Source organism: Streptomyces sp. NPDC020965 (assembly GCF_044333555.1).
Taxonomy (GTDB): Bacteria; Actinomycetota; Actinomycetes; order Streptomycetales; family Streptomycetaceae; genus Streptomyces.
In genome coordinates this window covers 525,137-552,105 of sequence record NZ_JBIRRE010000004.1, presented here as the reverse complement: position 1 = coordinate 552,105, position 26,969 = coordinate 525,137, and the positions used below count along the sequence as shown (strand labels likewise).

27 protein-coding genes and 1 pseudogene are annotated in these 26,969 nt (G+C 70.4%); 21 read left to right on the top strand and 7 right to left on the bottom strand.

All coding sequences use genetic code 11. The annotated features are described in order from the left end of the window. Positions 1–3 precede the first annotated feature (3 nt). From ACH4S7_RS16220 to ACH4S7_RS16190, 7 genes are all read left to right on the top strand, one after another. Positions 4–630 (top strand): MBL fold metallo-hydrolase, encoded by a 627-nt coding sequence (locus ACH4S7_RS16220; protein ID WP_398521802.1) that lies wholly within the window; start codon positions 4–6, stop codon positions 628–630. 30 nt (positions 631–660) lie between these two features. Next, positions 661–1,440, top strand: a complete 780-nt coding sequence (locus ACH4S7_RS16215; RefSeq protein ID WP_398521801.1) for an exodeoxyribonuclease III — start codon at positions 661–663, stop codon at positions 1,438–1,440. Positions 1,441–1,498: 58 nt separating this feature from the next. Next, on the top strand, positions 1,499–1,942 hold the full coding sequence (locus ACH4S7_RS16210) for a DUF6278 family protein (RefSeq protein WP_398521800.1): 444 nt from the start codon (positions 1,499–1,501) through the stop codon (positions 1,940–1,942). Positions 1,943–2,235: 293 nt separating this feature from the next. After that, positions 2,236–2,982, top strand: coding sequence for an amino acid ABC transporter ATP-binding protein (locus ACH4S7_RS16205; protein WP_398521799.1), 747 nt, complete (start codon positions 2,236–2,238; stop codon positions 2,980–2,982). Between the two features lie 15 nt (positions 2,983–2,997). Next, a complete protein-coding gene (locus ACH4S7_RS16200; protein WP_398521798.1) occupies positions 2,998–3,966 on the top strand; it encodes a glutamate ABC transporter substrate-binding protein in 969 nt (322 codons plus the stop codon). Between the two features lie 17 nt (positions 3,967–3,983). After that, positions 3,984–4,628, top strand: a complete 645-nt coding sequence (locus ACH4S7_RS16195; RefSeq protein WP_398521797.1) for an amino acid ABC transporter permease — start codon at positions 3,984–3,986, stop codon at positions 4,626–4,628. Further along, the gene (locus ACH4S7_RS16190; RefSeq protein ID WP_398521796.1) at positions 4,625–5,500 is read left to right on the top strand and encodes an amino acid ABC transporter permease; all 876 of its coding nucleotides are present in this window, start codon (positions 4,625–4,627) and stop codon (positions 5,498–5,500) included. The genes ACH4S7_RS16195 and ACH4S7_RS16190 overlap by 4 nt, the downstream gene beginning before the upstream one ends. A gap of 58 nt (positions 5,501–5,558) precedes the next feature. On the opposite strand, the pseudogene ACH4S7_RS16185 reads toward ACH4S7_RS16190, so the two are convergent. Further along, positions 5,559–5,876, bottom strand: a pseudogene (locus ACH4S7_RS16185) (acyl esterase); the annotation flags it as partial. Positions 5,877–5,921: 45 nt separating this feature from the next. After that, positions 5,922–6,665, bottom strand: a complete 744-nt coding sequence (locus ACH4S7_RS16180; protein ID WP_398521795.1) for a hypothetical protein — start codon at positions 6,663–6,665, stop codon at positions 5,922–5,924. Positions 6,666–6,770: 105 nt separating this feature from the next. Here ACH4S7_RS16180 and ggt point away from each other — a divergent pair, with 105 nt between their 5' ends. Both ggt and ACH4S7_RS16170 read left to right on the top strand, forming a co-directional pair. Beyond that, a complete protein-coding gene (gene ggt / locus ACH4S7_RS16175) occupies positions 6,771–8,594 on the top strand; it encodes a gamma-glutamyltransferase (RefSeq protein ID WP_398521794.1) in 1,824 nt (607 codons plus the stop codon). 281 nt (positions 8,595–8,875) lie between these two features. Beyond that, positions 8,876–9,586: a glycoside hydrolase family 75 protein gene (locus ACH4S7_RS16170; RefSeq protein WP_398521793.1), complete on the top strand. Its 711-nt coding sequence runs from the start codon at positions 8,876–8,878 to the stop codon at positions 9,584–9,586. Positions 9,587–9,686: 100 nt separating this feature from the next. Here ACH4S7_RS16170 and map read toward each other — a convergent pair whose 3' ends face one another. Continuing rightward, entirely contained in the window at positions 9,687–10,454 is a 768-nt protein-coding gene (gene map, locus ACH4S7_RS16165) for a type I methionyl aminopeptidase (RefSeq protein ID WP_398521792.1), read from the bottom strand. Between the two features lie 64 nt (positions 10,455–10,518). Between map and ACH4S7_RS16160 the strand changes: the two genes are divergently transcribed. Then, complete coding sequence (locus ACH4S7_RS16160) at positions 10,519–10,773, top strand: helix-turn-helix domain-containing protein (protein ID WP_398521791.1); 255 nt, start codon at positions 10,519–10,521, stop codon at positions 10,771–10,773. Positions 10,774–10,831: 58 nt separating this feature from the next. Here the strand turns inward: ACH4S7_RS16160 and ACH4S7_RS16155 are convergent, their stop codons facing one another. Continuing rightward, the gene (locus ACH4S7_RS16155; RefSeq protein WP_398521790.1) at positions 10,832–11,473 is read right to left on the bottom strand and encodes an NAD(P)-dependent oxidoreductase; all 642 of its coding nucleotides are present in this window, start codon (positions 11,471–11,473) and stop codon (positions 10,832–10,834) included. Positions 11,474–11,556: 83 nt separating this feature from the next. Here ACH4S7_RS16155 and ACH4S7_RS16150 point away from each other — a divergent pair, with 83 nt between their 5' ends. The 6 genes from ACH4S7_RS16150 (at position 11,557) to ACH4S7_RS16125 (ending at position 17,386) form a co-directional block, all read left to right on the top strand. Then, positions 11,557–11,943: a winged helix-turn-helix transcriptional regulator gene (locus ACH4S7_RS16150; RefSeq protein WP_398521789.1), complete on the top strand. Its 387-nt coding sequence runs from the start codon at positions 11,557–11,559 to the stop codon at positions 11,941–11,943. A 173-nt stretch (positions 11,944–12,116) separates the two neighbouring features. Then, entirely contained in the window at positions 12,117–12,491 is a 375-nt protein-coding gene (locus ACH4S7_RS16145) for a PPOX class F420-dependent oxidoreductase (protein ID WP_398521788.1), read from the top strand. A 246-nt stretch (positions 12,492–12,737) separates the two neighbouring features. Beyond that, positions 12,738–13,580: a nitrilase-related carbon-nitrogen hydrolase gene (locus ACH4S7_RS16140; protein WP_398521787.1), complete on the top strand. Its 843-nt coding sequence runs from the start codon at positions 12,738–12,740 to the stop codon at positions 13,578–13,580. Further along, on the top strand, positions 13,577–14,857 hold the full coding sequence (locus ACH4S7_RS16135; RefSeq protein ID WP_398521786.1) for an aspartate aminotransferase family protein: 1,281 nt from the start codon (positions 13,577–13,579) through the stop codon (positions 14,855–14,857). Before ACH4S7_RS16140 ends, ACH4S7_RS16135 begins: the two co-directional genes overlap by 4 nt. Before the next feature lie 61 nt (positions 14,858–14,918). Continuing rightward, positions 14,919–16,325: a dihydropyrimidinase gene (gene hydA, locus ACH4S7_RS16130; protein ID WP_398521785.1), complete on the top strand. Its 1,407-nt coding sequence runs from the start codon at positions 14,919–14,921 to the stop codon at positions 16,323–16,325. 59 nt (positions 16,326–16,384) lie between these two features. Next, on the top strand, positions 16,385–17,386 hold the full coding sequence (locus tag ACH4S7_RS16125) for a TIGR03842 family LLM class F420-dependent oxidoreductase (RefSeq protein ID WP_398521784.1): 1,002 nt from the start codon (positions 16,385–16,387) through the stop codon (positions 17,384–17,386). 158 nt (positions 17,387–17,544) lie between these two features. On the opposite strand, the gene ACH4S7_RS16120 is transcribed toward ACH4S7_RS16125, so the two are convergent. Further along, positions 17,545–18,603: a biotin/lipoate A/B protein ligase family protein gene (locus ACH4S7_RS16120; protein WP_398521783.1), complete on the bottom strand. Its 1,059-nt coding sequence runs from the start codon at positions 18,601–18,603 to the stop codon at positions 17,545–17,547. Positions 18,604–18,801: 198 nt separating this feature from the next. Here ACH4S7_RS16120 and ACH4S7_RS16115 point away from each other — a divergent pair, with 198 nt between their 5' ends. From ACH4S7_RS16115 to msuE, 4 genes are all read left to right on the top strand, one after another. Continuing rightward, entirely contained in the window at positions 18,802–19,620 is an 819-nt protein-coding gene (locus ACH4S7_RS16115; RefSeq protein ID WP_398521782.1) for an inositol monophosphatase family protein, read from the top strand. Between the two features lie 119 nt (positions 19,621–19,739). Beyond that, positions 19,740–21,155 (top strand): phytoene desaturase family protein, encoded by a 1,416-nt coding sequence (locus ACH4S7_RS16110; protein ID WP_398521896.1) that lies wholly within the window; start codon positions 19,740–19,742, stop codon positions 21,153–21,155. 186 nt (positions 21,156–21,341) lie between these two features. Next, positions 21,342–22,406, top strand: a complete 1,065-nt coding sequence (locus tag ACH4S7_RS16105; protein ID WP_398521781.1) for an LLM class flavin-dependent oxidoreductase — start codon at positions 21,342–21,344, stop codon at positions 22,404–22,406. After that, positions 22,403–22,972 carry an FMN reductase gene (msuE, locus tag ACH4S7_RS16100; RefSeq protein WP_398521780.1) on the top strand — a complete coding sequence of 190 codons (570 nt, stop codon included), beginning with the start codon at positions 22,403–22,405 and terminating at the stop codon, positions 22,970–22,972. Before ACH4S7_RS16105 ends, msuE begins: the two co-directional genes overlap by 4 nt. A 154-nt stretch (positions 22,973–23,126) precedes the next feature. Here msuE and ACH4S7_RS16095 read toward each other — a convergent pair whose 3' ends face one another. Then, entirely contained in the window at positions 23,127–24,554 is a 1,428-nt protein-coding gene (locus ACH4S7_RS16095; RefSeq protein WP_398521779.1) for an SLC13 family permease, read from the bottom strand. Between the two features lie 284 nt (positions 24,555–24,838). Next, on the bottom strand, positions 24,839–25,591 hold the full coding sequence (locus ACH4S7_RS16090; RefSeq protein ID WP_398521778.1) for an IclR family transcriptional regulator: 753 nt from the start codon (positions 25,589–25,591) through the stop codon (positions 24,839–24,841). A 97-nt stretch (positions 25,592–25,688) separates the two neighbouring features. Here ACH4S7_RS16090 and ACH4S7_RS16085 point away from each other — a divergent pair, with 97 nt between their 5' ends. Then, a complete protein-coding gene (locus ACH4S7_RS16085; RefSeq protein WP_398521777.1) occupies positions 25,689–26,855 on the top strand; it encodes a pyridoxal-phosphate-dependent aminotransferase family protein in 1,167 nt (388 codons plus the stop codon). Positions 26,856–26,969: the final 114 nt, after the last annotated feature.

Below are 26,969 nucleotides of genomic sequence, written 5' to 3'. Positions count from 1 at the left end.
GGGATGAGGCTCACCAAGAAGCGGCACGCCTGCGTCCGGCTGGAGAAGGACGGGGCCGTCCTGGTCGTCGATCCCGGTGGATTCAGCGAGGAGGACGCGGCCGTCGGCGCGGACGCCGTCCTCGTCACCCATGAGCACCCGGACCACTACGACGAGGGCAGGTTGCGCGCCGCCCTGGCCGCCGGTGCCGAGGTGTGGGCCCCGCGGAGCGTCGCCGAGCAGATCTCGGCGGCGTTCCCGGGCCGGGTTCACACGGTGGGGCACGGTGACACCTTCGCGGCGGCCGGTTTCGGGGTCCAGGTCCACGGCGAACTGCACGCGGTGATACATCCGGACCTGCCCCGCGTCACCAACGTCGGATTCCTCGTGGACGGTTCGGTCTTCCACCCGGGCGACGCCCTCACCGTGCCGGGCGCGCCGGTCGACACCCTGCTGCTGCCGGTGCAGGCGCCGTGGAGCAAGATCTCCGAGGTCATCGACTATGTGCGCGAGGTGGCGCCGCGGCGGGCCATCGATGTCCACGACGCCCTGCTCACCGATCTCGCCCGGCCGATCTACGACACGCATCTGGGCAATCTCGGCGGCGCGGAGCACCTCCGGCTGGCCCCGGGCGAGAGCGCCGATCGGTGACTGTCGTACCCCGGCATTAGGCTTCTCCCCATGCGTATCGCGACGTGGAACGTCAACTCGATCACCGCCCGGCTGCCCCGGCTGCTGGCCTGGCTGGAGGCCAGCGGCACCGACGTGCTCTGCGTCCAGGAGACCAAGTGCACCGAGGAGCAGTTCCCCGCCGCCGAGCTGCGGGAGATCGGTTACGAGTCCGCGATCCACGCCGACGGCCGGTGGAACGGCGTGGCGCTGATCTCCCGTGTGGGCCTGGCCGACGTGGTCAAGGGACTGCCCGGCGGCCCGGAGTACGGGGGAGTGCAGGAGCCCCGGTCGATCGCCGCGACCTGCGGCCCGGTCCGCGTCTGGTCGGTCTACGTGCCCAACGGCCGGGAGATCACCCACGATCACTACGCCTACAAGCTGGGCTGGCTCGGCGCGCTGCGGACGGCAGTCGCCGATGACGCGGCCGGCGGCCGTCCGTTCGCGGTGCTCGGCGACTACAACATCGCACCGACCGACGACGATGTGTGGGACCGTTCCCTCTTCGAGGGCAGCACCCATGTCACCGAGCCCGAGCGGGCGGCGCTGGCGGCGCTGCGGGAGACGGGCCTGACCGATGTGGTGCCGCGCCCGCTGAAGTACGATCACCCGTTCACCTACTGGGACTACCGTCAGCTCGGTTTCCCGAAGAACCGTGGGATGCGCATCGATCTCGTCTACGGCAACGCCCCGTTCGCCGCGGCGGTCAAGGACAGTTATGTCGACCGCGAGGAGCGCAAGGGGAAGGGCGCGTCGGACCACGCCCCGGTCGTCGTGGACCTGGACATCTGATGTGTGTCGGCGCGTGCCGTGTGGTGGGTCCGCCCACCAGGATGTGAGGCTGAGTGGTATGAACATCCCGTTCTTGGACAACTGGCTCAAGCGGCACGCCGACCAGGAGGCGGCCGACCCGGCAGCCGAGACCGATCCGGAGCGCGCGGCGGGCATCGCCGAACTGCTGTCGGAGTGCGAGCTGTTGCGCGTCCGGGCGTCGCGCCTCGGGCTCGAACTGGACGACACCCCGGAGTCCCTGGCGGCCCTGGACCAGTTGCCGCCGCGCTGGCGCGACGACCCGGAGGAGCTGCCCTGGGTGGGCAATGACGCGGGCCTCTACCTCGGCACGGTGATCGTACGGACGGTGCCGGGCGCGGTCTGGCACATCTGGCCGGGGGGTCACCCGGTGGTGAGGCTTCCCTCCGGTCGGGAGATCGGTGTGGTGGACGCCGGTCTGGAGTGGGCGGTCAACGGCGCGCCGGAACTCTCCCAGGTCTACGCGGAGGCGGCCGAAGCCTGAGCCGCCGCCGCGCAGCCGCCTCCGTACCCCTCCGGCTCCCTTCCTGCTGCCCCCGCCCCGGGCTCCGTCGTCCCCGCCCGCCCGACGGCTTCGCGCCGCCCGTGCCGTGCCGCGGCGCTCCGTGCCGCGCCGCTCCGTGCCGCGCCGCTCTCTGCCGGGGGCGTGATCCGGGGATGCGCCGGAGTTAGTAAATACGGCTTATGCCCCATTTATGCGTGTCGTGTGTGAAGTGCCTTATCGGACTGGATAGTTTGCGCTGACCGCGACACAGCGATGAGTGGGTAGGGCAGCGTATGGCCGTCGTCGATCCGTTGATCGAGCTGCGGGACGTCAACAAGTTCTACGGACAGTTGCACGTTCTCCAGGACATCAATCTCTCCGTGGGGCGCGGGGAGGTGGTGGTGGTCATCGGGCCGTCCGGCTCGGGGAAATCGACCCTCTGCCGGACGATGAACCGGCTGGAGACCATCGAATCGGGCACGATCACCATCGATGGCGAGCCGCTGCCCGAGGAGGGCAAGGGCCTGGCCCGGCTCCGCGCCGATGTCGGCATGGTCTTCCAGTCCTTCAACCTCTTCGCCCATAAGACCGTGCTGGCCAACGTCTCGCTGGCGCCGGTCAAGGTCCGCGGCCGCAAGAAGGACGACGCGGCGCGGCGCTCCCGCGAGCTGCTCGACCGGGTGGGCCTCGCCTCACAGGCCGACAAATACCCCGCCCAGCTCTCCGGAGGCCAGCAGCAGCGGGTGGCCATCGCCCGCGCACTCGCCATGGAACCCAAGGTCATGCTCTTCGACGAGCCGACATCGGCCCTCGACCCCGAGATGATCAACGAGGTCCTGGAGGTGATGCAGCAGCTCGCCCGGGACGGGATGACCATGGTCGTCGTCACCCACGAGATGGGGTTCGCCCGCTCCGCCGCGAACCGGGTCGTCTTCATGGCCGACGGCCGCTGTATCGAGGACCGCGCCCCCGAGGACTTCTTCACCCACCCGGAGAGCGACCGCGCCAAGGACTTCCTCTCCAAGATCCTCAAGCACTGACGGGGGGCGGCACCGATGTCACGTACGACACCACCCGGGTCATCCGGTCCGGCCGCACCCGGGGCGTCGGCGCCCCGGACCCGGCGCGCCGGTACCGCGCTGGCGCTCGCCCTCGCCGCCGTCGCCCTGGCGGCCTGCGGCAAGGAGGGCAGCCCGCCCGTCAAGGGCCCCCAGCCCGAGGAACTCCCGCACTACCAGGTCGCCACCGGCTTCCGGCTGAACGATTCGCCGACCTGGCGCAAGGCGGCGAAACGCGGCCACTTCGTCGTCGGCGCCAAGGAGGACCAGCCCTATCTCGGCGAGAAGGACCCCGCCACCGGCCTCTACTCGGGCTTCGACATCGAGATCGCCCGGATGGTCTCCGCCTCGCTCGGCCTCGACCCCGACGGCATCGTCTTCAAGACGATCGCGTCGGCGAACCGCGAAACCGCCCTGCAGAACGGCCAGATCGACTACTACGTCGGCACCTACACCATCAACGACAACCGCAAGAAGCTCGTCGGCTTCGCCGGCCCCTACTTCCTCGCCGGCCAGGCCCTGCTGGTGCGGGCCGACGACGATGACATCAAGGGGCCCCAGGACCTCGCGGGCAAACGCGTCTGCTCCGCCTCCGGCTCGACCCCGTACCAGCGCATCCAGCAGGACTACCCGAAGGCCGATCTCGTCGGGTACGACACCTACTCGATCTGTGTCGACAACCTCCTCACCTATCAGGTCGACGCCGTCACCACCGACAACGCCATCCTCACCGGCTACGCGGCGAAGGCCCCCGACGAGCTGAAGGTGGTCGGCAAACCCTTCTCCGAGGAGCCGTACGGCATCGGGGTGCCGCGCTCCGACAACGCCCTGCGCTTCGCCATCGACGACGCACTGGAGGCCAATGAGAAGAACGGCGACTGGAAGAAGGCGTACGACGCGACCCTCGGCCTCTCCGGCGTCCCGGCGCCGCAGCCGCCCCCGATCGACCGCTACCCGGCGAGCTGAGGAGTGACGAGGCGGACATGGACGTACTGACCGACAACTTCTCCCTCTACGGCGAGGGCTTCCTCGGCACCGTCGAACTGACGGTCTACTCCTCGCTGCTCGCGCTGGTGCTCGGCTTCCTGATGGCCTCCTTCCGGGTCGCGCCCATCGGCTCCCTCCGGGCGATCGGCACGGTCTGGGTGACCGTGCTCCGCAACACCCCGCTCACCCTGCTGTTCTTCGCCGTCCTGCTGGGACTGCCCCGGTTCGGACTGGTGCTGCCCTTCAAGGTCTTCGCCGTGCTCGCGCTCGGCTGCTACACCTCCGCCTTCATCTGCGAGGCGCTGCGCTCCGGCATCAACACCGTGCCCCGGGGACAGGGCGAGGCGGCCCGCAGCCTCGGGATGACGTTCGGCCAGACGCTGAGCACGGTGGTGCTGCCCCAGGCGTTCCGTACCGTGATCCCCCCGGTCGGCTCCACGATCATCGCGCTGGCCAAGAACTCCGCCATCGCCGGCGCGTTCAGCGTCACCGAGCTGCTGGGGACGTACAAGACCCTGAGCGAGCTGGGTTACAACATCATCTGGACCTTCGTCTGGATCGCCGTCGGCTATCTGATCATCACCCTGACCATCAGTGCGCTGTTCCACGTACTGGAGAAGCACTATGGAGTCGCCCGATGACCGATTCCACAGCCCTCTACGACATCCCGGGCCCCCGCACCCGCCAGCGGCACCGGCTGTACGGGATCATCACCACCCTGGCCATCGTGGCGGTACTCGGCTGGATCCTCTATCTGCTCTTCGACACCGGGCAGTTCACCGCCGCCAAATGGACGCCCTTCGAGTACCAGGGCATCCAGGAGCTGCTGCTGCGCGGCCTGGGCAACACCCTCAAGGCGTTCGCCTACGCCGCGGTGCTCTCCCTGGTGCTCGGCGGAATCCTCGCCTGCGGCCGGCTCTCCGAACACCGGCCGGTGCGTTGGGTGTCGACGCTGCTGGTGGAGTTCTTCCGGGCGATGCCCGTACTGGTGATGATCTTCTTCATCTTCGTGGCGCTGAAGGTCCAACCACTGCCCGCCCTGGTGGCCGGGCTCACCCTCTACAACGGCTCGGTGCTCGCTGAGGTCTTCCGCGCCGGGGTCAACTCCGTGGACCCCGGGCAGCGGGAGGCCGCCTACGCCCTCGGCATGGGCAAGACGCAGGTCATGACCCATGTCCTGGTGCCGCAGGCGGTCCGCGCCATGCTGCCCACGATCATCAGCCAACTGGTGGTCGCCCTGAAGGACACCTCACTCGGCTATCTCATCACCTACGAGGAATTCCTCCACGCCGGCAAGCTCATCGCGTCGAACCTCGACTACGATTTGCCGTTCATCCCCGTGGTGATGGTGATCTCGCCGATCTACATCGGGATGTGCATGTTGCTCTCCTGGTTCGCCAACTGGATCGCCAGAAGACAGCGCCGCAATCCGAAGACCGAGGCCGCGGACATCGCCCCGGCCGAACCAGGGACGCTGCTGCCAGGCGCCCCCACCGTCCCCCGGAGGGGGTAGGGCGCGGGGCAGCAGTTCATGGGGCACGACCCGACTCCAGCGGCGGGGCAGCCGGTGATCACTTCTGGCGCAGCGGGACCGACAGGGTAGGACGAGTCGGTCGCTGTCGAGGAGAAGGTCAGCTCCCCGCCGAACGGGTTGTGCCCGATGGAGAGCGGGTCGACGGTGTCGACCACCACGGCGAGGCGGCGGCCCCCCCGGCGGGGGGACGTCGACGCCGGTGGAGTTCAGCTCCAGGTCGACGACGGACGGCCGGCCCGGCGTCCTGTCGTGGAAGGTGTACGGCGCGTCGCTGACCGGCTTGCCGAGGCCGAGCGGGGCCCCCGTCGCAGAGATGGGCGACGAGGGTGCCGCTCTCCTTGGTGCCGGTGCCGGTGCCGGTGCCGGTGCCGGCCGGTGACCTGGCGGAGTGTCCAGCGGGCTAGCCATTCGCCCGGTGGGAGACGGTCGCCGCGGGCCGTGGCGAGCGTGCCGCGTCGGTCACATCGGCGACCACCTCGACCACATCGGGACCGTACGCCCGCGAATTGACGACCTTCAGCAGCAGGCAGAACGAGTTGGAGCCGTGCTTACGGGCCAGTTGCCGGTGGTTGCGGGCGAGATAGCGGGTGGCCGCCTGGTTGGTGATGGCGCGCTGGCCGCAGAAGAGGAAGACCGGACGGGAGTCCCGTCCGGTCGTGAGCCGGGCCAGCAAGGCATATTCGGCCACCCCTGGCTCCAGCCGGTACCGTTCCGCGCCGATCCGGAAGGAGCCCTGGTCGGGGCCGCGCTCCGGGTCCGTGTTGATCTGACAGCCCGGCAGCATGGAGTGCAGATGGGCGGCCATCCGGCGGTTGGAGAACGGCCCTCCGACGCAGAACTCCGCCCGGTCCCCGATGCCCTGTTGAGCCGTGTCGTGCCAGACGATCTGAGCGTGTGCCCCGCAGTCCTGGATCAAGGCCGAGAGCTCCAGCAGGGCGAAGACGTCGAAGCGGTGCACCGAGCCGTCCCGACCCGCCTCACGGTTGACGACCAGCAGCGATTCCGACCCGGGCGGCAGACCGAAGAACGCCCGTTTGCGGCGCAGCGCACGCCGCCAGAGGTAGGTGCGGGCCACCCAGCCGAGCGCGGCGCTGATGCCCGCCGCCGCCACGCCGAGGACGAGGTTGCGTATGTCGTCGTTCATGGGCGCGCATCGTAGCGGTGTCGTCGGCAGGATGTCCGAGGTGGCCCTGACGGCGGGGACGCGCTGAAGTTACAGTGCGCGGACGTATGTTGACTGGAGGTACGGATGCGTAGTTCAACCGCGCGGAAGGCGTCGGTGCTGGCCGTCGCCGCGGCCATGGTCGCGGTCGGCGCGGCGGCCCCGTCGCCCGCCCATGTCCCACTGCCCGCCGCACCGGCCAAGGTGCCGGGGAAGGTGCCGGTCGCGGTCGGACACGGTGGCGCGGTCGCCAGCGTCGACGCCGACGCATCGGCGGCCGGTATCGAGGTGCTGCGCGACGGCGGCAACGCCGTGGACGCAGCCGTCGCGACCGCCGCCGCCCTGGGCGTGACCGAGCCCTACTCGGCGGGCATCGGCGGTGGCGGATTCTTCGTCCACTACGACGCCAAATCCCGTACGGTGCGCACCATCGACGGCCGGGAGACCGCACCCCGGACCGCCGGCCCCGGGCTCTTCCTGGAGAAGGGCAAGCCGATCCCGTTCAGCGAGGCCCAGACCAGCGGCCTCGGTGTCGGCACCCCCGGCACCCCCGCGACCTGGGAGGCGGCGCTCGACAGTTGGGGCACCAGACCCCTCGGTGAACTCCTCGCGCCGGCCGAACGGCTCGCGAGGAAGGGCTTCACCGTCGATGCCACCTTCCGCGCCCAGACGGAGTCCAACCGGGAGCGGTTCCAGGACTTCCCCGATTCGGCCGAGCTGTTCCTGCCCGACGGCCGGCTGCCGGTCGTCGGTTCCGTCTTCAAGAACCCGGATCTGGCCCGTACGTACAAGCAGATCGGACGCGAGGGGACCGACGCCCTCTACCGGGGCGAGATCGCCCAGGACATCGTCCGTACCGTCCGCACACCGCCGGTGGGCGACGACGTCGACCGCAAGGTACGGGCCGGTGACCTGTCCACCCGGGACCTGCGGTCGTACGAGACGGTACGGCGGGCCCCGACGAAGATCGGCTACCGGGGCCTGGACATCTACGGCATGGCCCCCGCCTCGTCGGGCGGCACCGGCGTGGGCGAGGCGCTGAACATCCTGGAACGCACCGATCTGTCGAAGGCCAGTCAGAAGCGCTATCTGCACCGCTTCATCGAGGCCAGCCGGATCACCTTCGCGGACCGGGGACGCTGGGTGGGCGACCCGGCGTTCGAGGACGTTCCGGTCAAGGGACTGCTCTCGCAGCGGTTCGCCGACTCGCGGGCCTGCCTGATCAAGGACAACGCGGTGCTCACCAGCCCGCTGGCACCGGGGGACCCGCTCAACCCCGTGCCCTGCCGCACCAAGGGGAAGGCCGCCCCGACGACGTACGAGGGCGAGCACACCACCCATCTGACGACCGCCGACAAATGGGGCAACATCGTTGCTTACACCCTGACGATCGAGTCCACCGGGGGCAGCGGGATGACCGTGCCGGGGCGCGGGTTCCTGCTCAACAACGAGCTGACGGACTTCTCCTTCGCGCCGGCCAACCCCGCCGTCCGCGACCCGAACCTGCCGGGTCCCGTCAAGCGGCCCCGCTCGTCCATCACACCGACGATCGTGCTCGACGACGGACGTCCGGTGCTGGCGGTGGGTTCGCCCGGTGGCTCGACCATCATCACCACCGTCCTCCAGGTCCTGACGGGCCGGCTGGATCGTGGTCTGTCCCTGGCGGAGGCCATCGCGGCGCCGCGCGCCAGCCAGCGCAACCAGGCGACCACGGAGCTGGAACCGGGCCTGTGGAACAGCCCGCTCCGGGCCGAACTGGAGAAGATCGGCCATGCCTTCCGGCAGAACCCGGAGATCGGCGCGGCGACCGGCATCGAGCGGCTGGCCGACGGGCGGTGGCTCGCGGCGGCCGAGAAGGTCCGCAGGGGCGGGGGTTCGGCGATGGTCGTACGTCCCAGCGACAAGAAATAGCCCAGGGGCAAGACGTCGTCCGGCGACGAGATGTGGTCCGGCGAAGTGAACTCTTCCGGCGAAGTGGATTCGTCCGGCGACAGGAAGTAGTCCCAGCGGCGAGGAACCGGGGGTTGACGGGCGTACTCCGTCCGGCCCCGTAGGACCGTGGCCCGTCCGGCGTGAAGTGCCGGGCGGGCCACGGTCGTTGTCAGCGGGCCGCGCGGCGCGGCGTGTCGAGGAGCGCGAGGTGGACTTAAGGGAGTAAAGACGCTCTTCCATGCAGAAAGGCGTAAATCACCATGAACCCTCGCACTCTCGTGCTTGCCACGCTCTCCGGCGCGGCCCTCCTCGCCGCCGCCGCGCTCCCCGCGACGGCGACCACGGCCCAGCGCGTCATGGCGCCCGGCGCCGCCTCCGGGAGGGAAGGAACGGTGAGCGCGGACGAACTACTGGCCGAGGTGACGAGCTGTTCCCGCATCTCCAACGGCAGCTACCGCAAGGACGCGGGGGGCTCGGCCACCATCCCGGTCTGCGGAAAGAACGGCGCGGTGTTCTGGCAGGCCGATATGGACATCGACTGCGACGGCCAGGTCACCACCGCGTGCAACGCCACCACCGACCGGACCTTCCTGCCGGACACCTCGTTCCACCAGTCCGACGGCAAACCGCTGAACGCCGAGAGACTGCCGTACGTGGTGGTGCCGATCCCCAGCACCATCTGGAAGTACGCCGACCACGGGATCAGGGGCGGCGGTGTGGTCGCCGTCGTCTACGACGGCAAGGTCCGGTACGGGGTCGTCGGCGACACCGGGCCCGCGGCGATCATCGGTGAGGCGTCCTACGGGATGGCGAAGGCGCTCGGCATCGACCCGAACCCGTCCACCGGAGGGGTGTCGTCGGGGGTGACCTACATCCTCTTCAAGAACTCCAAGGTCACCCCGATCGAGAGCCATAGCGCGGCGGTCGCGCTCGGGGACTCCCTGGCGCGGAAGTTCCTGGACGAGAACTGACGCGCGGGCTGGCGCGGGAGAGCCGGCCCGGGCGGGGCGTGGGCGGGGGCGCCACCGGCCGGACGCGCCGGTGGCACCCCCGCCCACACCCGCCGTGCGGTCAGAGCGCGGTGAGGATGCGGGGCCCGTCGTCCGTGATCGCCACCGTGTGCTCCGCGTGCGCGGCCCGGCTGCCGTCGACCGTCCGGACGGTCCAACCGTCCCGCGCCGTGTAGTGGTCGTCCGAGCCGCTGGCGATCACCATCGGCTCGATGGCCAGCACCATGCCGTGGCGCAGCGCCATACCCCGCCCCGGGCGTCCCTCATTGGGGACGCCCGGGTCCTCGTGCATGCTGCGGCCGATGCCATGGCCGCCGAAGCCGTCCGGGAGGCCGTACCCCGCCGAGCGGCACACCCGCCCGACCGCATGGGCGATATCGCCGATCCGGTTGCCGACGACAGCCGCCGCGATGCCCGCCTCCAGCGCCCGTTCGGCGGTGTCGATCAGTCGGGTGTCCTCCGGGCGGGCGCGCCCCACCGTGAAGCTGACGGCCGCGTCGCCGGCCCAGCCGTTCCGGATCGCGCCGCAGTCCAGGCTGAGCAGATCGCCGTCCCGGAGTCGGTAGTCGTCCGGGATGCCGTGCACGATCGCGTCATTGACGGAGGCGCACAGGACGGCGGGGAACGGGATCGGCGCCCAGTCCGGGTGGTAGTCGAGGAAGGGCGAGCCGGCGCCCGCCTCGTCGAGGACCGCACGGGCGATCCGGTCCAGCTCCCGCAGGCTGACGCCGACGGACGCGGCTTCGCGGGCGGCGGTGAGCGCCTGGGCCACGAGTCGGCCCGCCTCGCGCATCGCCTCTATCGATATATCGGTCTTGATCTCCACCATGCCAATTACTATACCGGTCCAGCCGTTATTCTCATACCGGTCCTGGCGGGATTAGAATAACGGCATGGTGCGCACCCCTCTCACCCCAGAAGAGCGTGAACGCGGCGAACGACTCGGCCGGCTGCTCCGCGTGGCCCGCGGCGAACGCAGCATGGTGGAGGTCGCCGCTGCCGCCGGTCTCTCCGCCGAGACCCTGCGCAAGATCGAGACGGGCCGGGCCCCGACGCCCGCCTTCTTCACCGTGGCCGCGCTCGCCGGCGCCCTCGGGCTCTCCATGGACGAACTCCTGGTGAGCTGCGCCCCGGCGCCCGTGGCCTGACCGGCGCCAGCCGGCAGCAGCGACGGTCGGCGTCGGAGGACGACAGCGACCATTGGCGTCAGTGGGCCACCGCGAGCTGGATGCGGTGGTGGCGCGGTCGCTCGATCTCGTCCAGCAGCGCGACCGCGAGATCCGCGTGCGCGATCCGGCCGCCGCCGTCGATGAGCCGCCCCGGCGCCGTGCGGTAGCGGCCCGTACGCGGCACATCGGCGCCCAGTTCCATCGGCGGGCAGACCATCAGCCAGTCCAGCGGCCCCGCGGTCTCCCGCAGCGTCTCCCATTCCGCCGCGTGCCCCTGCGAGAAGAGCCGGTGGGGCGCCGGGAAGTCCGGCGCGTCCATCACCCGTACCCCGGGGGAGGTCTCCAGCGTCGCGGCGATACCCACGGCGATCAGGCGCGGTACGCCCGCCTCCGTGAGCCCGGCGACCAGGGCCCGCGCCGCCGCGACGAAGAATTCCTCGGACGCCATGTCGAGCCGGGCCGTCGCGTTGATCGCGGCACGGGCACCGACGGCCACCGCGGCGACCGACGCCCGGTCGGTCACATCACCCCGTACGACCGTCACGCCGTCCCCGCCGAGCCGCGGATGCGCCGCCGGGTCGCGCACCACCGCCGTCACCGTGTGGCCGCGTGCCACCGCCTCGGCCACGGCAGCTCTGCCGACCCGTCCACCCGCTCCGAAAATCACGATGTCGTCCATGCCCGGGACGGTACGACGGGCGGTGCCGGTTACCGCAAAGGTACTGGGCGGCCTTCAGGGAGCGGCCGGGGAGAATGGCCGGCATGGAGACCACGCGCGAGCCGCTACGGGCGGATATGTTCGGCCATTCCGACTGTGCGGCGGGGGTGCAGCCGTTCCGCTTCGGCGACAAGTGGTCCGGAAGGGTGCTGCGCTGTCTGGAGCAGGGGCCGCGTCGCTTCTCCGAGCTGCGGATCCCGCTGCACACGGTCACTCCGAAGGTGCTCACCGAGACGCTCCGCGCGATGGAGCGGAAGGGCTTTGTGAGCCGCACCGCGTACGACGAGAACCCGCCACGCGTCGAGTACCGGCTCACCGCGCTCGGCCGGTCGGCGATCGAGCCGATGAATGCGGCGTGCGCGTGGACGGCCGAACATCTGCCCGAGCTGCTGGCGGCGCGCGAGGGGGCCGGAGGGGCTGAGGGGCCCTGAGGTGTCCGGGGCTTACGGGGGTGCGTGAGACGCCCGGGGCCTACCGGGCTTCCAGGGCAGTGGAAGCGGAGCAGGTGACCGGGGCGGGTGAGACGGGTGGTTCCGGTGGGGCGGTCGCAGTGGCCCGGCCGGACACCTCCCACCCGGCCGACGGCACGGCGTAGTCTCGCCCCGTGACCGCCGAGGATTTCGCCACCGCCAAGTACATCAGCCTGACCACCTTCCGGAAGGACGGGACGGGTGTCGCCACGCCCCTGTGGTTCGCCGAGGACGGCGGCAGGCTCTACGCCTGGACCCGTACCGACTCCTGGAAGGTCAAGCGGCTGCGCAAGGACAGCCGGGTGCTGGTGACCGTCTGCGATATGCGCGGCAGGGTCGCCCCCGGCGCGCCGAGCGTGGCGGGCACGGCCGAACTCCTGGCCGACCCGGCCCCCGTCCGCAAGCTGCTGGCCCGCAAGTACACCTGGCAGTTCTGGCTGCTGGACTGGCCGGCCACGGTGGCGCGGCGCGGCAAGCGCCCGCACACCGCCATCGCCGTGACCTTCTGATCCGGGGCGGCGCGGCCCCCCGGCCCGCCGCCCCGTCCGACACCCACGAGCACCGCCCCGCCCGCGCCCTGCGCGTCGCGGGGCGCCTCTCGTGGGGGGTGCGTCGACCGCCCGGGTGAATCAAGATCGACTCAGCGGGTTCACGGCGATGGTCTTGCACCGGTCTGTGGCGGGGCTTACGTTCTCCCTCTACGTACCGCGTCTACGTGCGTAGAGGCTCGCTGACGCCCGGTCGAAGGAGCAGCCATGGCCACTGTCGTACGCGCCGCACTTGTCCAGGCGACCTGGACCGGCGACACCGAATCGATGATCGCCAAACACGAGGAACACGCGCGCGCGGCGGCCCGTCAGGGCGCCAAGGTCATCGGCTTCCAGGAAGTCTTCAACGCGCCCTACTTCTGCCAGGTCCAGGACGCCGAGCACTACCGCTGGGCCGAGCCCGTCCCGGACGGGCCCACCGTGGGCCGGATGCGGGATCTCGCCCGGGAGACCGGCATGGTGATCGTGGTGCCCGTCTTCGAGATCGACGGTGCCGGCTTCTACTACAACACCGCCGCCGTGATCGACGCCGACGGCTCCTACCTCGGCAAGTACCGCAAGCACCACATCCCCCAGGTCAAGGGATTCTGGGAGAAGTTCTACTTCAGGCCGGGCAACGCGGGCTGGCCCGTCTTCGACACGGCCGTCGGCCGGGTCGGCGTCTACATCTGCTACGACCGCCACTTCCCCGAGGGGTGGCGCCAACTCGGTCTCCAGGGAGCCCAGTTGGTCTACAACCCCTCGGCCACCTCGCGGGGCCTCTCCGCCCACCTCTGGCAGTTGGAGCAGCCCGCCGCCGCCGTCGCCAACGAGTACTTCGTCGCCGCCATCAACCGCGTCGGCCAGGAGGAGTACGGCGACAACGACTTCTACGGCACCAGCTACTTCGTCGACCCCCGGGGCCAGTTCGTCGGCGAGGTCGCCAGCGACACGGCGGAGGAACTCGTCGTCCGGGACCTCGACTTCGACCTCATCGACACGGTGCGGCAGCAGTGGGCGTTCTACCGGGACCGACGCCCCGACGCCTACGAGGGGCTGGTGCGACCGTGACCCTGTACGACCGGCACCGGGCCGTCGTCCCCGACTGGGTGACGCTCTACTACCGGTCGCCCATCGAACTCACCCACGGCGAGGGCCGCCATGTGTGGGACGCGGACGGCAACCGCTATCTCGACTTCTTCGGCGGCATCCTCACCACCATGACCGCCCACGCCCTCCCGGAGGTCACCCGGGCCGTCGCCGAGCAGGCCGGGCGGATCGTCCACTCGTCCACGCTCTACCTCAACCGTCCCATGATCGAACTGGCCGAGCGGGTCGCGGTCCTCTCCGGCATCCCCGACGCCCGGGTCTTCTTCACCACCTCGGGCACCGAGGCCAATGACACCGCCCTGCTGCTGGCGACCGGCCACCGCCGCACCCATCAGATACTGGCGATGCGCAACAGCTACCACGGCCGGTCCTTCTCGACCGTCGCCATCACCGGCAACCGGGCCTGGTCGCCCAGTACGCTGTCGCCGCTCCAGACGCTGTACGTGCACGGCGGGGTCCGCACCCGCGGCCCGTACGCCGAGCTCTCCGACGGCGAGTACATCGCGGCCTGCGTCGCCGATCTGGAGGACCTGCTCGGACACACTCGCGATGTCGCCGCACTGATCGCCGAACCGATCCAGGGCGTCGGCGGCTTCACCTCGCCGCCGGACGGTCTGTACGCCGCGTTCCGTGAAGTCCTGAACCGGCACGGCATCCTCTGGATCTCCGACGAGGTGCAGACCGGCTGGGGCCGCACCGGCGACCACTTCTGGGGCTGGCAGGCCCATGCCGGAAACGGGCCGCCGGACATCCTCACCTTCGCCAAGGGCATCGGCAACGGCATGTCCATCGGCGGCGTCGTCGCCCCCGCCGAGATCATGAACTCGCTGGACGCCAACTCCATCTCCACCTTCGGCGGCTCCCCGGTCACCATGGCCGCGGGCCTCGCCAACCTCACGTACCTGCTGGAGCACGACCTCCAGGGCAATGCCCGCCGCGTCGGTGGGCTGCTGCTGGAACGGCTGCGGGCGATCGGCGAGCGAGTGCCCGCCGTACGGGAAGTACGCGGCCGGGGGCTGATGATCGGGATCGAACTGACCTGGCCGGGCACCGACGAGGCCGATCCGGCGGCGGCGTCCGCCGTGCTGGAGGCCGCCCGGGAGGGTGGACTGCTGCTCGGCAAGGGCGGCGGCCACAACACGAGCGCCCTGCGCGTGGCCCCACCGCTCTCGCTGACGGTCGCGGAGGCGGAGGAGGGCGCGGCGATCCTGGAACGGGCGCTGCGGAGCCTTCCGTAGCGCGGAGCCCGCCAGCACGGGCGGAAAGCCGATACCCGACACGCAAGGGAGCGCATCAGCGATGAGCACCACCCGCACCCTGATCCGCGGCGGTCTGGTCGTCACCGCGGCGGACGAGATCCACGCGGACGTACTGATCGAGGACGGCAGGATCGTCGCGCTCGCCGCGCATGACACCGCCGTCGCCGAGTCGTGGACCGCCGGGCACGTCATCGACGCGACGGGCAAGTACGTCATCCCCGGCGGCGTCGACGCCCACACGCATATGGAACTGCCGTTCGGCGGCACCTTCGCCTCCGACACCTTCGAGACCGGAACCCGGGCCGCCGCCTGGGGCGGCACCACCACCATCATCGACTTCGCCGTGCAGAGCATCGGCCAGAGCCCGCGCGAGGGGCTCGCCGCCTGGTACGCCAAGGCGGACGGCAACTGCGTGATCGACTACGCCTTCCACATGATCCTCTCCGATGTCAACGAGTCGTCGCTGCGGCAACTGGATCTGCTGGTGGAGGAGGGAATCACCTCCTTCAAGCTCTTCATGGCGTACCCCGGCGTCTTCTACAGCGACGACGGCCAGATCCTGCGCGCCATGCAGCGCTCCGCCACCAACGGCGGGCTGATCATGATGCACGCCGAGAACGGGATCGCCATCGACGTCCTGGTGGAGCAGGCGCTCGCCGAGGGCCGGACCGATCCGCGCTACCACGGGGAGGTGCGCCGGGCGCTGCTGGAGGCCGAGGCCACGCACCGGGCGATCCAGCTCGCGCGGGTCGCGGGCGCGCCGCTCTACGTCGTCCATGTCTCGGCGGCGGAGGCGCTCGCCGAGCTCGTCACCGCCCGCGACAACGGGCTGCCGGTCTTCGGCGAGACCTGTCCGCAGTACCTCTTCCTCTCCACCGACAACCTCGCCGAGCCGGACTTCGAGGGCGCGAAGTACGTGTGCAGTACGCCCCTTCGGCCCAAGGAGCACCAGGAGGCGCTCTGGCGGGGGCTGCGGACCAATGACCTCCAGGTGGTCTCCACCGACCACTGTCCGTTCTGTTTCACCGGTCAGAAGGAGCTGGGCCGGGGCGACTTCTCCAAGATCCCCAACGGTATGCCGGGTGTGGAGCACCGGATGGACCTGCTGCACCAGGGTGTTGTGGAGGGCCGGATCAGTCGCCGCCGCTGGATCGAGATCGCCTGTGCGACCCCCGCCCGGATGTTCGGTCTCTATCCGCAGAAGGGCACCATCGCCCCGGGCGCGGACGCCGACGTCGTCATCTACGACCCGCACGCCGAACAGGTCCTGTCGGTCGAGACCCACCATATGAACGTGGACTACTCGGCGTACGAGGGGAAGCGGGTCACCGGCCGGGTGGAGACCGTCCTCTCGCGCGGCGAGGTCGTCATCGACCGGGGCACCTTCACCGGCCGGGCCGGACACGGGCGGTACACCCCGCGCGGCATCTGTCAGTACCTCGGCTGAGCGTCCCCGAACTCGAACCTTTGATCACTCGGATCACGGATCACGGAGTGGAGCGGCTCATGGACTTCGGACTCGTCCTCCAGACGGACCCGCCGGCCTCCGCCGTCGTCGAACTGATGCGGCGCGCGGAACGCAACGGCTTCCGTTACGGCTGGACCTTCGACTCGGCGGTGCTCTGGCAGGAGCCCTTCGTCATCTACAGCCAGATCCTGGCCAACACGGAGAAGCTCACCGTGGGCCCGATGGTGACCAACCCCGGCACCAGGACCTGGGAGGTCACCGCCTCCACCTTCGCCACCCTCAACGACATGTACGGCAACCGCACGGTCTGCGGCATCGGGCGAGGCGACTCGGCGATGCGGGTCGCCGGCCGCGCGCCCAACACCCTCGCCCGGCTCGGCGAGGCGATGGACGTCATCCGCGACCTCGCGGAGGGCCGGGAGGCCGAGGTCGGGGGAGTGCCGCTGCGGATCCCCTGGATCAACGACGGGAAGCTGCCGGTGTGGATGGCGGCGTACGGGCCGAAGGCCCTGGCTCTGACCGGGCAGAAGGCGGACGGGTTCATCCTCCAGCTCGCCGACCCGTATCTGACGGAGTCGATGGTCACGGCGGTGCGCACCGCCGCGTCGGACGCCGGACGCGACCCGGACGCGATCACCATCTGTGTCGCGGCCCCCGCCTATGTGGGCGACGATCTCACCCACGCCCGGAACCAGTGCCGTTGGTTCGGCGGCATGGTCGGCAACCACGTCGCCGACCTCGTGAGCCGCTACGGCGAGCACTCCACGGCCGTACCGGAGGCCCTCACCTCGTACATCAAGGCCCGCGACGGTTATGACTACAGCCACCACGGGCGGGCCGGGAATCCGTCGGCGGACTTCGTGCCGGACGACATCGTGGACCGCTTCTGTCTGCTCGGGCCCGCGTCGGCGCACATCGAGAAGCTCATGGCCCTGCGGGAGGTGGGCGTCGACCAGTTCGCGCTCTATGCAATGCACGACGCCAAGGAGACGACGATCGACGCGTACGGCTCCGAGATCATCCCGCCGCTGACCCGCTGACCCGCTGACCCGCTGACCCGCTGACCCGCTGACCCGCTGACCCGCTGACCCGCTGACCCGCTGACCCGCTCCGCCTTGGGCACGCACCGGCCCGGCCGACTCCGGCCGGGGGGCACGCGCACCGGCCAGGGACGGCTCGGCCAGGTCCGGTGCGTCCGCTACGGCACCCGCGCGGTCCACTCATGCGTACCGAACTTCCGCTCGGCCAACTCCCGGGCCCGTGCCATCTCCTGGTCCGTGATCTCGCCGTCCGAGAGCCCGTAGCGGCCGCGGAACGAGTCGATCATCCGCTCGATGACCGCCTCCCGGGGCAGCCCCGTCTGCCGCCGCAGCGGGTCCACCCGCTTCTTCGCGCTCTTGGTGCCCTTGTCGGACAGCTTCTCCCGCCCGATGCGCAGCACATCGAGCATCTTGTCCGCGTCGATGTCGTACGCCATCGTCACGTGGTGCAGCACGGCCCCCCGCCCCTGGCCGACCATCCGCTTCTGCGCCGCGCCCGCGATCTTCCCGGCGTCCGTCGCGATGTCGTTGAGCGGCTGGTACCACGCCTTGACACCCATATCACCGAGCGCACCGAGCACCCAGTCGTCCAGATAGGCGTAGCTGTCGGTGAAGGAGAGCCCCGAGACCAGCGCGTCAGGGACCGAGAGGGAGTACGTGATGGTGTTACCGGGTTCGATGAACATGGCGCCGCCGCCGCTGATCCGGCGGACCACCTGGATGCCGTGGCGCTCGGCGCCCTCCAGATCCACCTCATTGCGCAGCGACTGGAAGCTCCCGATCACGACGGCCGGCGCGCCCCACTCCCACACCCGCAGCGTCGGCGGCCGGACACCGGCCGCCACCTCGGCGGTGATGACCTCGTCCAGCGCCATGTGCAGCTCCGGCGACTGCGGACCCTCGTGGACGAGCTGCCAGTCGTAGTCGGTCCAGTCGGTGGCGTGGGCCAGTGCCCGGCGCACGGCCACCCCGATGCCCTCGGAGGTCAGCCCGAACATCTCGGTGCCCGGCGGCAGGGCCGCATCGATACGGGCGGCGAGGCCCGAGGCGTCCGTGTCCACCGGAGCACCCTCCAGCGCGCCGTCGATCGCCTCGATCGCCTCGTCCGGCTCCAGGAAGAAATCACCCGCGACCCGGACATCGCGCAGCACGCCGTCCGCCGTGTCGAGATCGACGACCACGAGCTTGCCGCCCGGGACCTTGTACTCACCGTGCATCCTGGAGCCTCCGGTTCGACCTGCCCGCATACCTGCGGTGAACAGGCAAATCGTACTCCCGAGCGATGGGGAACGGCGTCCGGCGCCCGGCTCCGCGCGACCGCGCGGGGGGTCCAGTGGCCACCATCGTCCAGGGGGCACGCGGCCCCGGCAGTGACCCGGCGGTCTCCTGTCACCGGCCCGTGCTTAGCTGGTCATATGATCGAAGACTTTCTGGCCGGCGACCTGTCCAACGTCGCGGAGGCGATCCGCAAGGCCGCAGCCGCCGAGATCCTGCCCCGGCACCGTCAGCTCGCCGCGCACGAGATCGTCGAGAAGACCGGCCCGCACGATCTGGTGACGACGGCCGACCGCCTCGCCGAGGAACACCTCACCGCGTCCCTCACCGCGCTGCTGCCCGGGTCGGTCGTGGTCGGCGAGGAAGCGGTGCACGCGGACCCCTCGGTCTGCGAGGCGCTGCGTGGGCGGGCGCCCGTCTGGATCGTCGACCCCGTGGACGGGACCCGACAGTTCGTCCGGGGCGAGGACGGCTTCTGCACGCTGGTCGCCCTCGCCCTCGAAGGGGAGGTGCTGGCGTCCTGGACCTACGCGCCGGTCCACGACCAGATGGCGACGGCGATCCGCGGCCGGGGTGCCTGGCTCGAAGGCGAGCGGCTGCTCGCGGGGGAGCCGGCGCCCGGAGCCGAGCTGCGGGTGGCCACGTCCCACCCCGACTACACGACCCCCGAGCAGAAGCACGCCCTGCTCGGTCTGAACACGGAGGGCGTGCGCGCCCGGCCGTGTGGTTCGGCGGGCCTGGAGTACCTGGCCGTGGCGCGCGGTGAGTTGGACGCGGTGGCGTTCTCCTGGGAGGCGGCCTGGGACCACGCGGCCGGTCTGCTACTGGTGACGGAGGCCGGGGGAGCGCACACGACGGTGGCGGGGGACGGGTTCCGGATCGCCGGTGACAACGCCCTGCCGTTCACGGCGGCGCGGTCGGCCACGACAGCCGAACGAATCCGGGGTTTGCTTACCTAGCCCAGTCATCACCTCGGCGCGCGGGGGTCGGATTCGGTCCCCGGGGCCGTGGTGTCGGTGGCCGGGAATATCCTGGAGACCTTGGCCGTCGGCTGACGAAGGAGTCCAAGGTGCCGTCGATGCTCGATGCCGTCGTCGTGGGGGCGGGCCCCAACGGACTGACCGCCGCCGTCGAACTCGCCCGCAGGGGCTTCTCCGTCGAGGTCTTCGAGGCCAAGGAGACCATCGGTGGCGGCGCGCGGACCGAGGAGTTGACGCTCCCCGGCTTCCGCCACGACCCGTGTGCCGCCGTGCATCCGCTCGGTATCGGCTCTCCCGCCTTCGGTCAGATGCCGCTCGACCGGTACGGACTGGAGTGGCTGCACCCCGAGCTGCCGATGGCGCACCCCTTCGACGACGGCACGGCGGCGGTGCTCTCCCGCTCGGTCGCCGAGACCGCCGCGTCACTCGGCGCGCGCGACGCGGGCACCTACCGCCGTCTCCTCGCCCCTTACCTCGGTTCCTGGGACGTCCTGGTGCGGGACTTCATGTCCCTGCCGCTGACGGCCCTGCCGCGTGACCCCGTGGGCCTCGCCCGGTTCGGGAGCGTCGGCCTCCCCCCGTACAACTGGATGATGCGGCGGTTCCGCGACGACCGGGCGCGGGCCATGATCGCTGGGCTGGTGGGGCATGTCATGGCGCCGCTGAGCGGCATCGCCACCAGCGGTGTCGGCCTGCTCTTCGCCCTCGCCGCGCACGAGAAGGGCTGGCCCCTGCCGCGCGGCGGATCGCAGTCGATCTCGGACGCCCTGGCCGCGTACCTACGGGAGCTCGGCGGGGTGGTGCACACCGGCTTCGAGGTCAAGCGGCTCGACGACCTCCCCCCGGCGCGCGCGTATGTCTTCGACACCTCGCCCACCGCGCTCGCCCGGATCGCCGGCCTCGGCCGCGCGTACGAGCACTACCGTTACGGTGCCGCCGCCTTCAAGATCGATTACGCCCTGGACGGGCCGGTGCCGTGGACGGCGAAGGAGCCCCAGGTCGCGGGCACGGTCCAGATCGGCCCCTCCAGTCAGGAGATCGGCACCGCACTGAGCCAGGCGGCGGGCGGCACCGCACCCGACACCCCCTTCCTGATCACCGCCCAGCCCAGCCTGGTCGATCCCTCCCGGGCGCCGGAGGGCAAGCACGTCTTCTGGGCCTACGGCCATGTGCCCAACGGCTGGGACGGCGATCTCACCGATGCCGTCGAACGACAGATCGAGCGCTTCGCGCCCGGCTTCCGTGACCGGGTGCTGGCCCGGGCCATCGCCGGACCGGCGCAGCTCGCCGCCCGTAACGCCAACTACGTCGGCGGCGACATCGCATGCGGCGCGGCCAGCGGGCTCCAACTGCTGCTCCGGCCCCGGATCTCCCTCTTCCCCTACACGACCCGGCATCCTTCGGTCTTCCTCTGCTCGTCCGCCGCCTGGCCCGGGCCCGGTGTCCATGGCATGTCGGGCCACAATGCGGCGAAGGCGGTCTGGCGGTCGCTGCGCCGGGCCGATCGGCGGTGAACAGCACTGAACGGCGCTGACCTGCGGAAACTCATGACGGATGGCGCGGGCTGATCCTCGAAGATCGCCCGGACGGTCCTGAGCCGCGCACGTTCCGCCGACCCGGCCGCAGCGGCGGGGGAATATGCCATACCGGTGCCATGTTGTTGTTTGCGCAACGAACAGTAACTCTGGAGAGGCTCCGTCATGGCCTTTGAACTCGGCATCTACCACTTCGGTGAGCTCACGCCGGACCCGACCACCGGGCAGCCACCCGCCCCGGGCGCCCGGCTGCGGGAGCTGGTCGAACAGGCGACGGCGGCGGACGAGGCGGGCCTCGACATTTTCGCGGTCGGCGAGCACCACCGTACGGACTTCGCCGTCTCCACCCCCGCCGTCCTGCTCGCCGCGATGGCGGAGCAGACCCGGGACATCAAGCTCTCCAGCGCCGTCACCGTCCTCAGCTCGGACGACCCGGTACGGGTGTTCCAGCAGTTCGCCACCCTCGATCTGCTCTCCGGCGGCCGGGCGGAGATCATCGCGGGCCGTGGCTCGTACATCGAGTCGTTCCCGGTCTTCGGCTACGACCTCAACGACTACGCCGGGCTGTTCGCCGAGAAGCTCGACCTGCTGCTCAAGCTGCGCGCGGAGAACCCGATCAACTGGCAGGGTTCGCTGCGGCCGTCGTTGACCGACGGCGACATCACTCCGCGCCCCGACCGCGAACTCCCGGTCTGGGTCGCCGTCGGCGGTACCCCTGCCTCGGTCGTACGGGCCGGCCGGCTCGGGCTGCCGCTCTCACTGGCGATCATCGGGGGTGGCTACCGTCAGTTCGCCCCGTTCGTGGACCTCTACCGGCAGGCCGGGGCCGAGGCGGGGCACGCGCCCGAGAAGCTGAAGGTGTCGATCAACTCGCCGGGCTTCGTCGCTGCCACTCACGAGGAGGCCATCGAGGTCTCGCACCCGTACTTCCAGGCGGGCTGGATGGCCAACCACCACCAGCGCGGCCAGGGCGTCCCGATGCCCCGGCGTGCCTATGAGGCCCAGGCCACCCCCGGGGGCGCCTTCTTCCTCGGTAGTCCCCAGGAGATCATCGACAAGATCATGGCGCAGTACCGGCTCTTCGGGCACGACCGGATGATGATCCAGCTCGGCTTCGGCAATGTGCCCCAGCGGGAGGCGATGAAGGCCATCGAACTCCTCGGTACCGAGGTCGCGCCCGTCGTCCGCGCGGAGATCGCCGCCCTGGCCGCGACGGAGGTGACCGCATGACCGGGCCCCTGCGCGTGGTGGCGGTGGTCGGCAGCGTCCGGGCCCCGTCAAAGACCACGGCCCTGGTGGAGCTCATGCTCCAGACCCTGGCGGCGCGCACCGAGACCGACGCGCGACTCATCGAACTGCACACCCTGGGCCCCGCCTTCGCCGGCGTCGCGGAGCGCGACCAGGTCGGCGCCGAGGTCGAAGACGCGCTGCGCGCCGTGGCGGAGGCCGACCTCGTGATCGCGGCGACCCCGGTGTTCCGGGGTTCTTACACCGGTCTGTTCAAGCACTTCTTCGACCTGGTCGACCAGTACGGACTGGCCGCCAAGCCGGTACTGCTGGCGGCCACCGGGGGCAGTGACCGGCACGCCCTGGTGATCGACCACGCGATGCGTCCGCTCTTCGCGTTCCTCCAGGCGTGGACCGCACCGGCCGGGATCTATCTCAGCTCGGGCGACTTCGACGGCACCACGATCCTCAACCCAGAGGTGTATGAACGGGTGGAGATGGCGGTGGGGGATGTCGTACCGGTGGCACTCGCGCTGAGCGCCGCGCGACGGGTGCCCGTGGCGTCCTGAACCCGTCCTGTCCCGCCCGGTGGCGGCTACTTGAACGCGCACCCGCTCCATGCGGTGGCGGCCGCCTGAACTCGGCTCTGTCGCACCGGGTGGCCGCTTAGCCCATCCGGTGCCCGCCGCCGGGGGGTGCGGCGGGCACCTCCGGGGGCACCGTTCAGAGCCAGCCCGGTGCGACGAAGAGCAGCCAGGTCACCGGGGGTGCGATGGCGGCCATGCTGAGCCCCCAGACCATGAGTCGCCGGAAGACCGCGTCCCGTTGCTCCTCCGGCGCGTTGGCGGTGACCAGGGCGCCGCTGGTGGAGATGGGTGAGGAGTCCACCACCGACGCCGAGATCGCCAGGGCGATGACCAGGCCGACCGCACCGATCTCCCCACCGAGCAGGAAGGGCACGGCGAGCGGGATGAGCGCGCCGAGGATGCCCGTGGTCGAGGCGAACGCGGAGACCACCGAGCCGATGAGGCAGATCAGCAGCGCGCCGAGCAAGGGCGCGCCGATGTCGGCCACGCTGGTCCCGAGGTAGTCGATGGTACCGATGCGCTCCATCATGCCGACGAAGGTCACGATCCCGCAGACCAGCAGGACCGTGGACCAGGCGCAGCGGTCCACGGCCCCCTTCGCCGACTCCGGGGAGAGGAGGGAGAGCACGACGGTCACGGTGAGCGCCAGCAGACCGACGTTGAGGTCGAAGAAGAGCGCGCCGACGACGAGACTGAGCAGTCCCAACAGGGTGAGCAGCCGAACCCGGTTGAGGCGCAGCGGCGGTGCGTCGGCGGGGTCGACGTCAGCCGGGGGCGTCGGTCCGGGCGCGGGGCCGGTGAGTGTCGATGCGGCCGTACGGCCGGGGGAGTGCACCGCCACCCCGCCGCCACCCGACGGGGACGGTACGGAGCCGCCGAGTCCACCGCCCGAGCGTCCGCCGTGGCCCTTCGCTCGCTCCGGGGGTGTCGTGGTGCCGCCCAGATCGTCGGCGCGCCGCCCGATCAACTGTCGTCCGCCGAAGAGAAAGAAGACGACGACGCTGATCGCGACATTGAAGACGAAGGAAGTGGTGAAGAGCAGGGTGGGGTTGCCCGGCAGGTCGTTGCGGGCGACCACGCCATTGGTGATGCTGCCGAAGACGCTGATCGGCGAGAATCCTCCGGCACTGGCTCCGTTGATGATGAAGAGCCCCAGCAGGACGGGGTTGATCCGATAGCGTGCGGCGAACCCCATGCCGATGGGCGCGATGATGGCCACGGCTGCCGGGACGACCGCCCCGACAGCCGTGAGTACCGCGGTGACCAGGAACATCACCCAGGGGATGAGGGCGATCCTGCCGCGTACGGCCCGTGTTGACGCGTGGACCAGCCAGTCCACCGTTCCGTTGTTCTTGGCGATGGCGAAGAGAAAGGTGACCCCGACGAGGACGACGAACAGGTCGCCGGGGAATCCACCGAAGATGTCGTCCGCCGTCTGGTCGACGAACACGGTGCCGACGACGAAGGCGGCGACGATGGCCAGCGCTCCCATATGGACGGCTGTGAAGGTGGCGATGGTGAACACCAACACCAGTGCGATGATCGAAATGACATGATCTGACACGAGGCTTCCTCGCCTTCGGTCGATGGTCAGTCAGGCGTGCGTACCGGCGCCGACCACTCTCGCGCCGTCCACCCCGGAGAGCCCGGTGCGGTGGACGGCGCACTGCTGTCCGGCGTGGCGAGGGATACGACCCTCGGCGCAATTGTTTCCGCCATGCGAAATTTGGATTTCGCAATGGGGAGTATGGAAGCCTCGGGGGAGTGAACTCGTCAAGGGTCGCGACATGATTGACGTGTCGGCCGATTGGGAAGTCGGGCCGGGAGCCCGGGTTGTCCGCCGGGAGGTCAGGCGCCGCCCGCCCGCCCCAGCGCCTCGCCGACCGTCCGCGCCGCCTCGCACACCGCGATTCCGTACGCCGACCGGGACTCATCGGTCAGCCGGCTGGTCGGGACGTTGATGCTGATGCTCGCGACCGGTGAGCCGCCGAGCGGGGTCACCGCGGCGGCGACCGCCGAGACGTCCGGCCGCCACTCGCCCGAGTTGGTGGCGTAACCGCGGGCCCGGATCTCGGCCAGCTCGGCCCGGAGCAGGTCCGGGTCGGTGATCGAGGCGTCGGTGAACCGCGCGAGCCCCTCGGTGAGATAGTGCTCGACGGTCTCGGCGGGGCTCGCCGCGAGCACCGCCTTGCCGTTCGCCGAGGCGTGCGGGGGCAGGTTCTGGCCGAGCGGCAGGATGATCCGGACCGCCTTGCTCGTCTCCAGCCGTTCGATCAGCACGATCTTGCCGGCCTCGGGCACCGCGAGATGGACCGTCTCGTCCGTCCGTCGCCGCAACTCCTCCATCACCGGCACCGCGATATCGCGCAGCCCCAGCTCACCGGTGGCCGCCCGACCCACATGCAGCGCCTTGGTGGTGACCAGCCATCGGGTGGGGGCCTGCGCGGTGGGGCGGATCCATCCGGCCTCGTGCAGCGTGACCAGCGAGCGCTGCACCGAACTCTTCGGCAGATCCATGGCGCGGGCGAGGTCGGCGACCCCGATCGGCTGCCGTGCCGCGACCTCTTCGAGCGCGCGCAGCGCATTGAGGACGTTCTGCATCCATTGACTCCCTCGCTCAGCGCTGTCTATGCTCCGCCGTGCCATCTTACGGTACATCGTGCCGTGTCACGGCACAACACTCCGGAGGAGCCCGTCCATGACGTCCCGCACCGGCCGCCACTTCCTTCAGATACCCGGCCCCACCAACGTCCCCGACCAGGTGCTGCGCGCCATGTCCGCGCCGACCATCGACCACCGCGGACCGGAGTTCGCCGCACTGACGGTCCGTCTCCTCGACCTGATCAAGCCCGTCTTCGCCACCTCGGGCCCGGTCGTGATCTACCCCGCCTCCGGTACCGGCGCCTGGGAGGCGGCCCTCGTCAACACCCTCAGCCCGGGGGACCGGGTGCTGGCCTTCGAGACCGGGCACTTCGCCACGCTCTGGCGGGAGATGGCCGGCGCCCTCGGTCTGAAGGTCGACTTCGTGCCGGGCGACTGGCGCCACGGCGCCGACCCCGAAGAGCTGGCGCGGCGCCTCGCGGCGGACACCAAGCGGGTGATCAAGGCGGTCTGTGTGGTCCACAACGAGACCTCCACCGGTGTCACCAGCCGTATCGCCGACATCCGCCGGGCCATCGACGCGGCCGACCACCCGGCCCTGCTGCTCGTCGACACGATCTCCTCGCTCGGCTCCATCGACTACCGCCACGACGAGTGGGGCGTCGATGTCACCGTCGCCGGATCGCAGAAGGGTCTGATGCTGCCGCCCGGTCTGAGCTTCAACGCGGTCAGCGAGAAGGCGCTCGTCGCGTCGAAGAGCGCCCGACTGAAGAAATCCTTCTGGGACTGGGCACCGATCATCGAGGCCAACAAGCGCGGCTTCTTCCCCTACACCCCCGCCACCAACCTGCTCTACGGCCTCTCCGAAGCGCTGGAGATGCTCTACGCCGAAGGGCTCCCCGAGGTGTACGCCCGGCACACGCGGCACTCCGCCGCCACCCGCGCCGCCGTCGTCGGCTGGGGTCTCGAAGTCCTCTGCGCCGACGAGCGCGAACACTCCGGATCGCTCACCGCGGTCCTGCTGCCCGACGGCCACGACGCCGACCACGTCCGGAAGATCATTCTGGAGCGGTTCGACATGTCGCTGGGCGCGGGGCTCGGCCGGCTCAGTGGGCGGATCTTCCGCATCGGGCATCTGGGCCACTTCAACGATCTCACCCTCGCGGGCACCCTCGCGGGGGTGCGGATGGGGCTCGATCTCGCCGGGGTGCGGGTCGAGCCGGGCGGGCTCGGGGCGGCGCTGGAGGTGCTGCGGGACGCCTGACATCTGGCACGCGCCTGAATCCGGCACCCCGGCACCCCGGCACCCCGGCACCCCGGCACCTGACGGGTCGACAGCCGGGCCGTGGGCCCCTGTCGAGTCCGGCTTCCAGGGCTG

Bases quoted from the DNA above. Each gene is read 5' to 3' on its own strand.
- ACH4S7_RS16125 (WP_398521784.1), top strand. From the start codon at position 16,385: ATGGACTTCGGACTCGTCCTCCAGACGGACCCGCCGGCCTCCGCCGTC.
- ACH4S7_RS16090 (WP_398521778.1), bottom strand. From the start codon at position 25,591: ATGCAGAACGTCCTCAATGCGCTGCGCGCGCTCGAAGAGGTCGCGGCA.
- ACH4S7_RS16195 (WP_398521797.1), top strand. From the start codon at position 3,984: ATGGACGTACTGACCGACAACTTCTCCCTCTACGGCGAGGGCTTCCTC.
- ACH4S7_RS16150 (WP_398521789.1), top strand. From the start codon at position 11,557: ATGGAGACCACGCGCGAGCCGCTACGGGCGGATATGTTCGGCCATTCC.
- ACH4S7_RS16155 (WP_398521790.1), bottom strand. From the start codon at position 11,473: ATGGACGACATCGTGATTTTCGGAGCGGGTGGACGGGTCGGCAGAGCT.
- ACH4S7_RS16190 (WP_398521796.1), top strand. From the start codon at position 4,625: ATGACCGATTCCACAGCCCTCTACGACATCCCGGGCCCCCGCACCCGC.
- ACH4S7_RS16220 (WP_398521802.1), top strand. From the start codon at position 4: ATGAGGCTCACCAAGAAGCGGCACGCCTGCGTCCGGCTGGAGAAGGAC.
- map (WP_398521792.1), bottom strand. From the start codon at position 10,454: ATGGTGGAGATCAAGACCGATATATCGATAGAGGCGATGCGCGAGGCG.
- hydA (WP_398521785.1), top strand. From the start codon at position 14,919: ATGAGCACCACCCGCACCCTGATCCGCGGCGGTCTGGTCGTCACCGCG.
- ACH4S7_RS16115 (WP_398521782.1), top strand. From the start codon at position 18,802: ATGATCGAAGACTTTCTGGCCGGCGACCTGTCCAACGTCGCGGAGGCG.
- ACH4S7_RS16120 (WP_398521783.1), bottom strand. From the start codon at position 18,603: ATGCACGGTGAGTACAAGGTCCCGGGCGGCAAGCTCGTGGTCGTCGAT.
- ACH4S7_RS16140 (WP_398521787.1), top strand. From the start codon at position 12,738: ATGGCCACTGTCGTACGCGCCGCACTTGTCCAGGCGACCTGGACCGGC.
- msuE (WP_398521780.1), top strand. From the start codon at position 22,403: ATGACCGGGCCCCTGCGCGTGGTGGCGGTGGTCGGCAGCGTCCGGGCC.
- ACH4S7_RS16110 (WP_398521896.1), top strand. From the start codon at position 19,740: ATGCTCGATGCCGTCGTCGTGGGGGCGGGCCCCAACGGACTGACCGCC.
- ACH4S7_RS16170 (WP_398521793.1), top strand. From the start codon at position 8,876: ATGAACCCTCGCACTCTCGTGCTTGCCACGCTCTCCGGCGCGGCCCTC.
- ACH4S7_RS16205 (WP_398521799.1), top strand. From the start codon at position 2,236: ATGGCCGTCGTCGATCCGTTGATCGAGCTGCGGGACGTCAACAAGTTC.
- ACH4S7_RS16215 (WP_398521801.1), top strand. From the start codon at position 661: ATGCGTATCGCGACGTGGAACGTCAACTCGATCACCGCCCGGCTGCCC.
- ACH4S7_RS16210 (WP_398521800.1), top strand. From the start codon at position 1,499: ATGAACATCCCGTTCTTGGACAACTGGCTCAAGCGGCACGCCGACCAG.
- ACH4S7_RS16105 (WP_398521781.1), top strand. From the start codon at position 21,342: ATGGCCTTTGAACTCGGCATCTACCACTTCGGTGAGCTCACGCCGGAC.
- ACH4S7_RS16180 (WP_398521795.1), bottom strand. From the start codon at position 6,665: ATGAACGACGACATACGCAACCTCGTCCTCGGCGTGGCGGCGGCGGGC.
- ACH4S7_RS16200 (WP_398521798.1), top strand. From the start codon at position 2,998: ATGTCACGTACGACACCACCCGGGTCATCCGGTCCGGCCGCACCCGGG.
- ggt (WP_398521794.1), top strand. From the start codon at position 6,771: ATGCGTAGTTCAACCGCGCGGAAGGCGTCGGTGCTGGCCGTCGCCGCG.
- ACH4S7_RS16160 (WP_398521791.1), top strand. From the start codon at position 10,519: ATGGTGCGCACCCCTCTCACCCCAGAAGAGCGTGAACGCGGCGAACGA.
- ACH4S7_RS16085 (WP_398521777.1), top strand. From the start codon at position 25,689: ATGACGTCCCGCACCGGCCGCCACTTCCTTCAGATACCCGGCCCCACC.